General features: G+C 65.7%; 13 protein-coding genes and 1 tRNA gene. 5 read left to right on the forward strand and 9 right to left on the reverse strand.

Annotated features, from left to right (window positions below):
* Positions 1-127 precede the first annotated feature (127 nt).
* The 8 genes from PI990_RS29640 to PI990_RS29675 form a co-directional block, all read right to left on the reverse strand.
* Positions 128-883 (reverse strand): substrate-binding periplasmic protein, encoded by a 756-nt coding sequence (locus PI990_RS29640; protein WP_043240542.1) that lies wholly within the window; start codon positions 881-883, stop codon positions 128-130.
* Between the two features lie 133 nt (positions 884-1,016).
* Entirely contained in the window at positions 1,017-1,772 is a 756-nt protein-coding gene (locus tag PI990_RS29645) for a substrate-binding periplasmic protein (protein WP_271659301.1), read from the reverse strand.
* 137 nt (positions 1,773-1,909) lie between these two features.
* A complete protein-coding gene (hisF, locus tag PI990_RS29650; RefSeq protein WP_021218667.1) occupies positions 1,910-2,680 on the reverse strand; it encodes an imidazole glycerol phosphate synthase subunit HisF in 771 nt (256 codons plus the stop codon).
* 83 nt (positions 2,681-2,763) lie between these two features.
* Entirely contained in the window at positions 2,764-3,510 is a 747-nt protein-coding gene (hisA, locus tag PI990_RS29655; protein ID WP_021218666.1) for a 1-(5-phosphoribosyl)-5-[(5-phosphoribosylamino)methylideneamino]imidazole-4-carboxamide isomerase, read from the reverse strand.
* Between the two features lie 96 nt (positions 3,511-3,606).
* Entirely contained in the window at positions 3,607-3,867 is a 261-nt protein-coding gene (locus PI990_RS29660; protein WP_043240538.1) for a DUF2164 domain-containing protein, read from the reverse strand.
* 3 nt (positions 3,868-3,870) lie between these two features.
* Positions 3,871-4,509, reverse strand: a complete 639-nt coding sequence (gene hisH / locus PI990_RS29665; protein ID WP_271659302.1) for an imidazole glycerol phosphate synthase subunit HisH — start codon at positions 4,507-4,509, stop codon at positions 3,871-3,873.
* A complete protein-coding gene (gene hisB, locus PI990_RS29670; protein WP_021218663.1) occupies positions 4,509-5,102 on the reverse strand; it encodes an imidazoleglycerol-phosphate dehydratase HisB in 594 nt (197 codons plus the stop codon). Before hisB ends, hisH begins: the two co-directional genes overlap by 1 nt.
* A gap of 149 nt (positions 5,103-5,251) precedes the next feature.
* Complete coding sequence (locus tag PI990_RS29675) at positions 5,252-6,910, reverse strand: OFA family MFS transporter (protein ID WP_021218662.1); 1,659 nt, start codon at positions 6,908-6,910, stop codon at positions 5,252-5,254.
* Between the two features lie 160 nt (positions 6,911-7,070).
* Here PI990_RS29675 and PI990_RS29680 point away from each other — a divergent pair, with 160 nt between their 5' ends.
* Positions 7,071-7,469, forward strand: a complete 399-nt coding sequence (locus PI990_RS29680; protein ID WP_271659303.1) for an acetyl-CoA sensor PanZ family protein — start codon at positions 7,071-7,073, stop codon at positions 7,467-7,469.
* Positions 7,470-7,472: 3 nt separating this feature from the next.
* On the opposite strand, the gene PI990_RS29685 is transcribed toward PI990_RS29680, so the two are convergent.
* On the reverse strand, positions 7,473-8,690 hold the full coding sequence (locus PI990_RS29685) for a sterol desaturase family protein (RefSeq protein ID WP_271659304.1): 1,218 nt from the start codon (positions 8,688-8,690) through the stop codon (positions 7,473-7,475).
* Positions 8,691-8,910: 220 nt separating this feature from the next.
* On the opposite strand from PI990_RS29685, the gene PI990_RS29690 reads away from it, so the two are divergent.
* The 4 genes from PI990_RS29690 to PI990_RS29705 all read left to right on the forward strand — a co-directional run bounded on the left by PI990_RS29690 (position 8,911) and on the right by PI990_RS29705 (position 12,622).
* On the forward strand, positions 8,911-11,136 hold the full coding sequence (locus tag PI990_RS29690) for an AsmA family protein (protein ID WP_271659305.1): 2,226 nt from the start codon (positions 8,911-8,913) through the stop codon (positions 11,134-11,136).
* Positions 11,133-12,200 (forward strand): A/G-specific adenine glycosylase, encoded by a 1,068-nt coding sequence (mutY, locus tag PI990_RS29695; RefSeq protein ID WP_043240526.1) that lies wholly within the window; start codon positions 11,133-11,135, stop codon positions 12,198-12,200. Before PI990_RS29690 ends, mutY begins: the two co-directional genes overlap by 4 nt.
* Positions 12,197-12,469, forward strand: coding sequence for an oxidative damage protection protein (locus PI990_RS29700; protein ID WP_021218657.1), 273 nt, complete (start codon positions 12,197-12,199; stop codon positions 12,467-12,469). Before mutY ends, PI990_RS29700 begins: the two co-directional genes overlap by 4 nt.
* 77 nt (positions 12,470-12,546) lie before the next feature.
* A tRNA-Phe gene (locus tag PI990_RS29705) sits at positions 12,547-12,622 on the forward strand.
* The last annotated feature ends 15 nt before the right edge of the window (positions 12,623-12,637 follow it).

Genomic DNA, 12,637 nt, shown 5'->3' on the forward strand with positions numbered 1-12,637 from the left:
CTGTGTCGGAACGTTCATTTCGGAGGAAGGCGGCCCGCACAGAGGGCGAGGCCCGGGGCGTAGCGCTAAGCGCACCGGAACGGTGCAAGCACCACCCACCCTGCGGGGTGGGTGGCGGCAGGCGGGATTACAGGTAATTCTTGGTCACTTCTTCGACGAAGCCTTCGGCGCGCATCTGGTCGAGGGCCTTCTGCAGGCGCTCGATCACTTCGTCCGGGGTGTCCTTGTTGAAGGCCAGGTACAGCTCGGCATCGTTGAAGCGCAGCACGGTCTGCAGGCCGGTGACGCCTTCCTGCTTGGCCAGGTAGCGGCCGACCGGATCGGTGGCGGCCCAGAGGTCGATCTGGCCCTTGATCAGCTTCTTCACGTTTTCCTGGTCACGCAGGGCGTTCTGCGGTGACAGGCCCTGGCTTTCCAGGTACTGGCTGACGGCGTCGTTCTTGTAGGCACCGATGCGGTATTGGCCGGCGCTCTTCAGGTCCTTGAGGGCGATGTTGTTGCCCGGCGCGGCGAGCAGCACCCAGCCGGTCTTGGCCACGGGGCCGACCCACTTGAACAGCGGCTGGCGCTCGGGGGTGAAGGTGGTGGAGAACAGGCCGTAGTTGGGCTTGTCCAGGGTCAGGCGGTAGAGCCGGTCCCAGGGGAAGCGCAGGGTGAGGGTGTACTGGATGCCCGCGCGCTTGAACATCTCGCGGACGATATCGGTGCTGATGCCGTCGATGCCGTCGTCGCGGGCGAAGTTCTTATCGTCCACCGCCATGTTGAAGGGCGGGAAGTTCTCGGTCAGCAGCACGACCTTGTAGTCGGCCGGGAGCTCGGCGCGGGCCCCGAAGGCCAGGAACATCAGGCCCAGGGTCAGGGCGCTTCTCATCAGTTTATGCATTGTCATCCGCTCGCTTGAATTTGTGGTTATGGCTAGCGACTTCCCTGCATGGGCAAGCAAGCCCACGGACGTACGGCACCACTCGTCCTGCCTTCCAATGGCAAGCGACCGGCTCTTGGCCGGTCGCTGGGTGTCACAGGTAGCTGTTGAGGATCTGGTCGACCACGCCCTCGGCGCGCATCTTGTCCAGTGCGTCCTGCAGACGCTTGACCACCTCGTCGGGGGTCTCCTTGTTCAGCGCCAGGAACAGCTCGGCCTTGTTGAAGCGCAGCACGGTCTTCAGGCCGGAAACGCCTTCCTGCTTGGCCAGGTAGCGGCCGGCGGGGTCACCGGTGGCCCAGAGGTCGATCTGGCCTTTCTCCAGCTTCTTGGCGTTTTCCTGGTCGCGCAGGGAGGTAGACGCCTCGATGCCCTTCTCGGCCAGGGCCTGGGAGATGGCGTCGCCCTTGTAGGCGCCGACCTTGTACTGCTTGGCCTGCTCCAGGCTGGAGAGGCTGATGGTGCTGTCGCCACGGGCGAGCAGGACCCAGTCATCCGGACCGATGGGGCCGACCCACTTGAAGGACTGTTCACGCTCGGGCAGGCGGGCGGTGACGAAGATGCCGTAGTCGGGCTTCTCCATCGCCAGCTTGTAGATGCGATCCCAGGGGAAGCGCAGGGTCAGGTTGTACTTGATGCCCGCGCGCTTGAACATTTCCTTGACCACGTCCACGGCGATGCCGTCGACGTTGTCTTCCTGAGCGAAGTTCTTTCCATTGATCGCCATGTTGTAGGGCGGGAAATTCTCCGTCAGCAGCACCACCGAGTAATTCTCATCCACGTCGGCGCGGGCGAATCCGGCCAGCACCATGAGAGCGCCCGCCAAAGCGAGCAGGAGGCGTTTCGACATATACAACTACCTTGTAAGGAGGGATGGGAAAAACCGCTGAGTCGGTCCCCGTGGGTACAGGGTAACGACGTCAGCCGCCCAGGCTGCGAACCGGATCACGGTTGCAGCCGAAGCTCAATTAAAGGCAAGAATCGTGCTCAGCGCACGACAATGCCGCGACTAGCGAGATAGGCCTTGGCTTCCGGGACGGTGAACTCGCCGAAATGGAAGATGCTCGCCGCCAGCACCGCGTCGGCCTTGCCTTCGAGGATGCCGGCCGCCAGGTGCTCCAGATTGCCCACGCCACCGGAGGCGATCACCGGAATGCCCACGGTTTCGCTGATGGCGCGGGTGACGCCGAGGTCATAGCCGCTCTTCACGCCGTCCTGGTCCATGCTGGTGAGCAGAATCTCGCCAGCGCCCAGGTCTTCCATTTTCTTCGACCAGGCCACGGCATCCAGGCCGGTGGGCTTGCGCCCGCCGTGGGTGAAAATTTCCCAGCGCGGCGTTTCCCCAGGCGCGGAAACCTTCTTCGCGTCGATGGCGACCACGATGCACTGGGAGCCGAAACGCGCGGCGGCTTCGCCGACGAACTCCGGATTGAACACCGCGGCGGTGTTGATCGAAACCTTGTCCGCACCGGCATTGAGCAGGTTGCGAATGTCCTGCACGGTGCGCACGCCACCGCCCACGGTCAGGGGGATGAACACCTGGCTGGCCATGCGCTCCACCGTGTGCAGGGTGGTGTCACGGCCATCGACGCTGGCGGTGATGTCGAGGAAGGTGATCTCGTCCGCGCCCTGCTCGTCGTAGCGGCGGGCGATCTCCACCGGGTCACCGGCGTCGCGAATGTTCTCGAACTTCACGCCCTTCACCACGCGGCCGTTGTCCACGTCGAGGCAGGGGATGATGCGTTTAGCCAGGGCCATGCTTTTTCTCCGAAAAACAGCTGCAGGCTGCAAGCGGCAAGCTTCAAGAGCGAGCCAGGACCAGCAGCGCCGTTACGTGTCGCTTATGGCTTGCCGCTTGCCACTGCATCGCAGAAGGCCTGGGCCTCGGCGACGTCCAGGGTGCCTTCATAGATGGCACGGCCGGTGATGGCGCCGATGATGCCGGGGGCCTTGGCCGCCAGCAGCTTCTCGATGTCACCCAGGTTGTGGATGCCGCCGGAGGCGATCACCGGAATGCGGCTGGCGGCGGCCAGGGCCGCGGTGGCCTCGACGTTGCAGCCCTGCATCATCCCGTCCTTGGCGATGTCGGTGTAGACGATGGCGGAGACGCCGTCGGCTTCGAAGCGACGGGCCAGGTCCACGGCCTGCACGGTGCTGACTTCAGCCCAGCCGTCGGTGGCGACGAAACCGTCCTTGGCGTCCAGGCCGACGATGACCTTGCCCGGGAAGGCCTTGCACGCCTCGGTAACGAACTCCGGCTGCTTCACCGCCTTGGTGCCGATGATCACGTAGCTGACGCCGGCCTTGACGTAGTGCTCGATGGTTTCCAGGGAGCGGATGCCGCCACCGATCTGGATCGGCAGGCCCGGGTAGCGCTTGGCGATGGCGGTGACCACCTCGCCGTTCACCGGCTGGCCCTCGAAGGCACCGTTGAGGTCCACCAGGTGCAGGCGGCGGCAACCGCCGTCCACCCACTTGGCGGCCATGCTCACCGGGTCGTCGGAGAACACCGTGGAATCTTCCATGCGGCCCTGGCGCAGGCGCACGCAGGCGCCGTCCTTCAGATCGATAGCGGGGATAATCAACATGTCTTTTTTCCTAACGTCAAAAAGTGCGACAAGTTGCGAGCCTCAAGCTGCAAGCAGGCGCATTCGTGTCTCTTGCAGCTTGGCTGCCTGTCGCTTTCAGCTACCTTTTTCGAGCGCCCACAAATCGCTCTCGATGCTCTCGAACCTGTCTTTCAGGTGCGCCTGCACATCGAAGATCGCCTTGTTGTAGAAACTCGGGGCGAATTCCCGGGCGAAGAAATCCAGCACTTCCTCGGCCTCGAAGGAGCCCAGCTCCAGCTCGAAGCGTTCCGCCATGAACTGCTTGATCGCCAGCACGGCGTCCTGCGTCTGGGCGGCATCGAGTTGCAGCACGGGGGCCTTCTTGGCGCGGCTCATGGCTTACCAGCGCCCATCCCAGGCGGCGAAGTTCTGCAGCAGCTGCAGGCCATTGGTGTGGCTCTTCTCCGGGTGGAACTGCACGGCGAAGCGCGAGCCATCGGCCAGCGCGGCGGCGAAATCCTTGCCGTAGTGGCCGTGACCGGCGACCTGGCGCGGGTTGCCCGCCTCGATGTAGTAGCTGTGCACGAAGTAGAAGCGGCCCTGGTCGGGGATGTTGTGCCAGAGCGGGTGGTCCAGGGTGCGAGCCACCTCGTTCCAGCCCATGTGCGGCACCTTCAGCAGTTCGCCGTCTTCCACCATGCCCTTGCCGAAGAAACGCACCTTGCCGGGGAACAGGCCGATGCAGTCGACACCGCCGTTCTCCTCGCTGTGCTCCAGCAGCGCCTGCATGCCGACGCAGATGCCGAGGAACGGGCGGTCCTTGCTCACTTCGCGCACCAGCTCGTCGAAGCCCAGGCGGCGGATCTCGGCCATGCAGTCACGGATGGCGCCGACACCGGGGAAGACCACGCGGTCGGCCTCACGGATGACGCCGGCGTCGCTGGTGACCATTACCCGGCCGGCGCCGACGTGTTCCAGCGCCTTGGCGACCGAGTGCAGGTTGCCCATGCCGTAGTCGATGACAGCAACGGTCTGCATCAGAGCACGCCCTTGGTGGAGGGCATCTGGCCGGCCATGCGCGGGTCGAGCTCCACGGCCATGCGCAGCGCGCGGCCGAAGGCCTTGAACACGGTCTCGATCTGGTGGTGGGTGTTGTGGCCACGCAGGTTGTCGATGTGCATGGACACCAGAGCGTGGTTGACGAAGCCCTGGAAGAACTCCTGGAACAGGTCGACATCGAAGCCACCGACCGTGGCACGGGTGAAGGGCACGTGCATCTGCAGGCCGGGGCGGCCGGAGAAGTCGATCACCACGCGCGACAGCGCTTCGTCCAGCGGCACATAGGAGTGGCCGTAGCGGACGATGCCTTTCTTGTCGCCGATGGCCTGGGTGAAGGCCTGGCCGAGGGTGATACCGACGTCTTCGACGGTGTGGTGGTCGTCGATATGCAGATCACCCTTGCACTCGATGTCCAGGTCGATCAGCCCATGGCGGGCGATCTGGTCGAGCATGTGCTCGAGGAAGGGCACGCCGATATCGAAGCGCGCCTTGCCAGTGCCATCCAGGTTGATCGAGACCTTGATCTGGGTCTCCAGGGTGTTGCGTTCGACGGATGCCTTACGTTCGGCCATCACCAGCTCCGCAAAATCATTGGGCAAAAGGGGCGACATTATAGGCCGAGAATGCGACGGGCTTGAAGCCGATCGGCGGGAGGACTACAGGGGACCGAAACGCACGGGGCCGACATGAAGTCGGCCCCGGCGATTCACAGGTGTGGCACTCAGCTGAACAGCGCGGCTGTCTTCTGCAGGGTGATCCACACGCCCCAGGCCAGCGGCAGGCCCACGGCCAGCCAGGCCGCGATGACCAGCGGCTTGCTGGACGGGTCGGCCGACCATTCCAGGTCCGCGGCTTCCTTGGCGGCGTCATGGCCGATGGCACGCTCGGCGGCCAGTTCGGCGTCGGTCATGAAGTACTTCGGATCCACCGGGCGCACCAGCATGTTGCAGATGAAGCCCAGCACCAGCAGGCCGGCGAGGATGTACAGGGTGATGTCGTACGCCGCAGCGCGTTCGACGCCGATGCTCAGCTGGTACTCGCGGATGTAGTTCACCAGTACCGGGCCGAGGATGCCGGCGAAAGCCCAGGCGGTCAGCAGGCGACCGTGGATGGCACCGACCATCTGGGTGCCGAACAGGTCCGCCAGGTAGGCCGGCACGGTGGCGAAGCCGCCGCCGTACATGGACAGGATCAGGCAGAAGCAGAACACGAAGAACGCGACGCTGCCCAGGTGGCCGGTCCAGGGCACCAGTGCGTAGAGCACGAAGCCGAGGGCGAAGAACACGAAGTAGGTCGCCTTGCGGCCGATCAGGTCGGAGAAGGACGCCCAGAAGAAGCGGCCACCGATGTTGAACAGGCTCAGCAGGCCGGTGAAGCCCGCCGCGATGGCGGCGATCTGCGCCAGTTGGGCGGCATCCAGCTGGTTGAAGCTCAGGTGGTTGCCGATCAGCTTGCCGGCGAAGACTTCCTGCAGCAGCGGGGACGCCATGCCGATGATGCCGATGCCGGCGGACACGTTGAGGCAGAGCACGGCCCAGACCAGCCAGAACTGCGGAGTCTTCCACGCGGTGTTCACATGGACGTGGCCCTTGGTGATCATCGCGTTGTTGGCTTTCTTCACCGGCGCGGTCCAGCCCTTGGGCTTCCAGCCGGTCGGCGGCACGCGGTAGGCCAGGGCGCCACCGACCATGAAGACGAAGTAGATCGCCGCCATGACCACGAAGCTCTGCCAGACGCCAACGCTATCGGCGGAGGCGAAGTGGCTCATCAGTTCGGCAGCCAGGGGCGCACCGACCATGGCACCACCGCCGAAGCCCATGATCGCCATGCCGGTAGCCATGCCGCGCTTGTCCGGGAACCACTTGATCAGGGTCGAGACCGGCGAGATATAGCCGAGGCCGAGCCCGATACCGCCAATCACGCCCAGGCCCACCCACATCAGCCAGATCTGGTGGATGTAGACGCCGAAGGCGGAAATCAGCAGGCCACCGCACCAGCAGAAGGCCGAAACCAGGCCCGCCTTGCGCGGCCCCGCGTGCTCCAGCCAGCCCCCCCAGATGGCGGCCGAGCAGCCGAGGAAGATGAAGAACAGGGTGTAGATCCAGCCGAGCATCGAGATCTGCCAGTCGCAATCGCTGGCGAAGACCTGGGCGAAGAAGCCCAGCTCAGGGGCGCAGGCGACCGGCGCGGTGACGCCGATGGCCTTGGACAGGGGCAGCCAGAACACGGAGAAACCGTAGGCCATGCCGATGCACAGGTGGATGGCGAGGGCCGCCGGCGGAACCAGCCAGCGGTTGAAGCCCTGTCGGGCCACCGTCCGTTCCTTCGACAGGAACGCCGGCCGGGCGGCCTTGCCGTCCAGACTCAAGGTACTGCTCATTGATTATTTATCCTTTATAGGTGCACGCAGGTGGGCGGCCCGTACAAAACTGGTTGCTCCCCAAGCACGGGCCACACGCAAAACCGCAAGTCCCACGAGACTGCGGCATTGCGTCGCGTATTATCCCGCCGTCACCGCCCGCGCCTCAATAAGGACACGCATGCCCGTCATCGTCGAAACACCCGACCGAATCAGCGACCAGGACAGGAATGACCTCGCCCGCATCTACGCCGACGCCCCGGATTGGCTGTTCGCACCTTTTGCCGGGACTGAGGACCTGGTCACATCCGCGCTCGCCGAGGGCAGCCTGATGACCGGCCGCTTCAACGATCGCCTGCTGGGCGCAGCCCTGCTGCAGCGGGGCGAAGGCCACTGGCAGCTGTCCCACCTTTGCGTACGCGCCATCACCCGCCAACGCGGCGTGGCCCGCCGGTTGCTCGACGAAGCCCAGCGCATGGCCCGCGAAGCCGGCTGCGAACTGCGCCTGGCCGCCCCCGCCGGGCACCTGGAAAGCCAGGCCCTGGCCGCCCGCACCCACCTACCGCTCGTCAGTTTCTGAGCCTCAGGCCGTCGCGGCGCCCTGCGCCGTGCGGCCCAGCAGCATCAGCCAGGCCAGGCTGCCCAGGCACAATCCCGCTAGCACCAGCCCCAGCCACCAGAGCCCCGGCGCCAGCCAGGCGCCCCAGCCCAGCGCCAGGCCGGCCATGGCCACCAGGCGCAGCGCCTCGACCCGCCAGAGATTGCCGCGCCCCTCGAACAGCAGCCCCAGGCTCAGGCAGCCGGAAAGGATCGCCACCACCAGCAGCCACGGCTCCCACACCGCCGCGCGACGTACGCAGGCGAGAAACCCCAGCGCCAGCAGGTTGATCAACAGGAACTGCACGAAGGCATAGGCCACCAGTTGCCGGGGGTAGGCGCTCTCGAAACGCTCGTCGGTCATCTTCGGCCAGGGCCGCTCGCGCACATCCGCCGGGCGCCAGCCGGTGGGCATCCACCACAGGCGCAGCTTGTCCCACCAGGAACGGGTCGCCCGGGCGTCGTCCCAGAGCAGCCGCCACCAGCTGAACTGCAGGCGGATCGGGTCGAAGGTGCGCACCGGCGTGGTCACCCCATAGATCACCGGCTCGCGCTCCTCGGTGAAGGTGCCGAAGAGCTTGTCCCAGATGATGAACACGCCACCGTGGTTGCGATCGATGTAGCAATCGTTCTGGCCGTGATGCACGCGGTGCAGCGAAGGCGTCACCAACACCTTCTCCAGCCAGCCGAGCTGGCCCACATGCTGGCTGTGGATCCAGAACTGGTAGGTCAGTTGCACGCCCAGCAGCACCAGGAACAGCGGCAGGGGCAAGCCGAGCAGCGCCAGGGGCAGGTAGAAGGGCCAGTCGAAGGCGGTCTGGAAGGCGCCCTTGCGCAGCGCGGTGGACAGGTTGAAGTCCTCGCTGGAGTGATGCGGCTGGTGCGCCCCCCACAGCAGGTTGTAGCGATGCAGGGTGCGATGGGCCCAGTAGAAGCAGAAATCCACCGCGATGAAGCCGCCCAGCCAGACCCAGGGCGAGGCCGCGTCCAGCTCCAGCAGCCGCCCGTGCTCGTAGAGCCAGGCGTAGGGCAGCACCAGCAGCAGGCGCAGCGGCCCTTCCAGCAGCACTCGCAATACCGCGGTGTTGATGCTGGTGGCGGCGTCCGCCAGGCGATAGGTGGAGCGGCCGGAATGCCGCTCGTAGGCGAGCTCCAGCAGCATCAGCAGGATGTAGAGCGGGAAGGCCAGCACCGCCACGTTCATGGGCACCTCGTCATTGTCATTGTCGTACCTGTGCCGGCCAGACTAGATCAGCGCCCCACCGCCCTTCCCGACCGCTCGCGCCAAATGCCGGTGCAGCGCGCGCCAGGTTCGCTGGGGCAGGCGGTGAACCGCCGGGCGATTTCATCATCCAAACAGCTGACCTCGCTGGCGCTATACTCGGCGCCCTCACTCCACATGCACCCACCACAAGGACTCGTCCATGAAATCCATCGGCAAAATCCTGGGCCTCTTCCTCCTCGGACTGTTGCTGATCATCGTGGCGCTGGGCTTCGCCCTGACCCACCTGTTCGATCCTAACGACTACAAGGACGAGATCCGCCAGATCGCCCGCGACAAGGCCAACCTGGAACTCGACCTCAAAGGCGACATCGGCTGGAGCCTGTTCCCCTGGCTGGGCCTGGAGCTGCACGACACCACCCTGGCCAGCGCCGCCACCCCCGACAAACCCTTCGCCGACCTGCAGATGCTCGGCCTCTCCGTGCGCGTGCTGCCGCTGCTGCGTAAGGAAGTGCAGATGAGCGACATCCGCGTCGAAGGCCTCAACCTCACCCTGGTACGGGACGAAAAGGGCCACGGCAACTGGGAAGACATCGGCCGCCCGGCACAGACCGCCCAAGCCGCGCCTGCCGACGCCGCCAAGCCCGGCGCACCGGCAGAAACCCCGGCGCAGCAGCCCGACAACGCCCCGGCGCGCCCGATCAAGCTGGATATCGACAGCCTCACGGTGAACAACGCCCGCGTCGACTACACCGACGCCAAGACCGGCAAGCAATACAGCGCCGAAAGCATCGAGCTGACCACCGGCGCCATCCGTGAAGCCGCCAGCGTCCCCTTCAAGCTCACCGCCTTCTTCGGCAGCAACCAGCCGCTGATGCGCGCCAAGACCGAACTGGCCGCCAGCCTGCGCTTCGACCGTGCCCTCAAGCGCTACCAGCTCGAAGACGCCAAGCTCAGCGGCGAAGCCTCGGGCGAGCCGCTCAAGGGCAAGACCCTCACCTTCAACGCCCAGGGCCAGCTGCTGGCCGACCTCGCCGCCAACGTCGCCGAGTGGAACGGCCTGAAGCTCTCCGCCAACCAGTTGCGCGCCCTGGGTGAACTCAAGGTGCATGACCTGGACAAGACCCCGCGCCTGGAAGGCGGCCTGTCCATCGCCCAGCTCGACCTGCGCGAGTTTCTCACCGGGCTCGGCGTGGAACTGCCTGCCATGCAGGACGCCGGCACCCTGAAGAAATTCGAAATGGCCGCCAAGCTGGCCGGCACGCCCACCAGCCTCGCCCTGGAGCAGCTCAACCTGAAGCTGGACGACAGCACCTTCAGCGGTCGCCTGGCCATCGCCGACCTCGACAAGCAGGCCCTGCGCGTGCAGCTCAAGGGCGACAAGCTCGACCTCGACCGCTACCTGCCGCCGAAGAAGAAGGACAAGGACACCAGTGCCCGCCAGGCCGAAGTGCAAGGTGCCGTCGCCGCTGCCGGCCAGGCCGGCACCACGCCGCTGCCCGACAAGCCCAGCCAGCACGCCTGGAGCGAAGAGCCGGTACTGCCCCTGGAGCCCCTGCGCAAACTCGACCTGGAAGCCGACCTCGTCTTCGGCCAACTGACCTTCGACAAGCTGCCCCTGGGCGATGCCCGCCTCAAAGCTCGCGGCAAAGGCGGCCTGATCGAGCTGGAGCAGATGCGCGGCGCCCTCTACGGCGGTGATTTCGAAGCCAAGGCCAGCCTCGACGTGCGTCCCCCGGTACCGCTGCTGGCCGCGCAGAAGCGCATCAACCACATCCCGGTGGAGAAGATCCTTACCGCCCTGGAGCAGAAGCCACCGGTACGAGGCGCCCTGGACCTGAGCGCCGACATCACCACCAGCGGCAACAGCCAGAAAGCCTGGGTCGACGGCCTCAACGGCACCGCCAGCTTCGTCCTCAACGACGGCGCGCTGCTCGACGCCAACCTCGAACAGCAGCTGTGCCAGGGCATCGCCACCCTCAACCGCAAGGCCCTCACCACCACCTACAGCGGCAAGGAAACCCCCTTCGAGCAGCTGCAGGGCAGCCTGGTGTTCAACCGTGGCGTCGCCAGCAACCCCGACCTCAAGGCACGCATTCCCGGCCTCAGCCTGAACGGCAACGGTGATGTGGACCTGCGCGTGCTCGGCCTCGACTACCGCGTCGGCATCACCATCGAAGGCGACAAGGGCGAAATGCCCGACCCGGCCTGCCAGGTGAACAAGCGCTACGTCGGCATCGAATGGCCGCTGCACTGCCGTGGACCGCTGGAGATCGGCGCCAAGGCCTGCCGCCTGGACAAGGACGGCATGGGCAAGATCGCCGCCAAGCTGGCCGGCGACAAGATCAGCGAGAAGCTCGAGGAGAAGCTGGGCGACAAGGTCAGCCCGGAACTCAAAGACGCGCTCAAGGGGCTGTTCAAGCGATGAGCCCCGAGCAATTTTCCAGCGCCGTCCTCGACTGGTACGACCGCCACGGCCGCCACGACCTGCCCTGGCAGCTGGGCATCACCCCTTACCGCGTCTGGGTCTCCGAAATCATGCTGCAGCAGACCCAGGTCAGCACCGTGCTCGGCTACTTCGACCGCTTCATGGCCGCCCTGCCCACCGTGCGCGACCTGGCCGAAGCCCCCGAGGACGAAGTGCTGCACCTGTGGACCGGCCTGGGCTACTACACCCGCGCACGCAACCTGCAGAAGACCGCGAAGATCGTCATGGAGCAGCACGGCGGCGAGTTCCCCCGCGATGTCGAACAGCTCGCCGAGCTGCCCGGCATCGGCCGCTCCACCGCCGGGGCCATCGCCAGCCTGTCCATGGGCCTGCGCGCGCCTATCCTCGACGGCAACGTCAAGCGCGTGCTGGCCCGCTACGTCGCCCAGGAGGGCTACCCGGGCGAGCCCAAGGTGGCCAAGCAGCTGTGGGCGGTGGCCGAGCGCTTCCTGCCCCGGGAGCGGGTGAACAACTACACCCAGGCGATGATGGACCTGGGCGCCACCCTCTGTACCCGCAGCAAGCCCAGCTGCCTGCTGTGCCCGCTGCAGAGCGGCTGCCAGGCGCACCTGCTGGGGCTGGAGATCCGCTACCCGATCCCCAAGCCGCGCAAGGAGCTGCCGCAGAAGCGCACCCTGATGCCCATCCTGGCCAACCGCGAAGGCGCCATCCTCCTCTACCGCCGCCCCTCCACCGGGCTCTGGGGCGGGCTCTGGAGCCTGCCGGAGCTGGACGACCTGGCCGCCCTCGACCCTATCGCCAGCCAGCACGCCCTGCGCCTGGGCGAGCGCGAGGCGCTGCCGGAGCTGACCCACACCTTCAGCCACTTCCAGCTGGCCATCGAGCCCTGGCTGGTGCACGTGGAAGGCGATCAAGGCGTCGTGGCCGATGCCGACTGGCTCTGGTATAACCTCGCCACCCCGCCGCGCCTGGGCCTCGCCGCCCCGGTGAAGAAGCTGCTCAAGCGCGCGGCCGATGTATTGAATGCAGGAGAAAAGCCATGACCCGCACCGTCAAGTGCCGCAAGTACAACGAAGAACTGCCCGGCCTCGACCGCCCGCCCTACCCCGGCGCCAAGGGCGAAGACATCTTCAACAACGTCTCGAAGAAAGCCTGGGACGAATGGCAGAAGCACCAGACCCTGCTGATCAACGAACGTCGCCTGAACATGATGAACGCCGAAGACCGCAAGTTCCTCCAGGCCGAGATGGACAAGTTCTTCTCCGGCGAGGAATACGCCCAGGCGGACGGTTATGTACCCCCGAGCGCGTAAGCACCCGTAAAGGCTGAAAAATTTTTTCGAAACACGCTTGACGACCCCCTCTGAAATCCGTTTAATAGCGCCCCGTTGCCCAGGTAGCTCAGTTGGTAGAGCAGGGGATTGAAAATCCCCGTGTCGGCGGTTCGATTCCGTCCCTGGGCACCACCTTCAAGCTTTCAG

Source organism: Pseudomonas sp. TUM22785 (genome assembly GCF_028198105.1).
Taxonomy (GTDB): Bacteria; Pseudomonadota; Gammaproteobacteria; order Pseudomonadales; family Pseudomonadaceae; genus Metapseudomonas; species Metapseudomonas solani.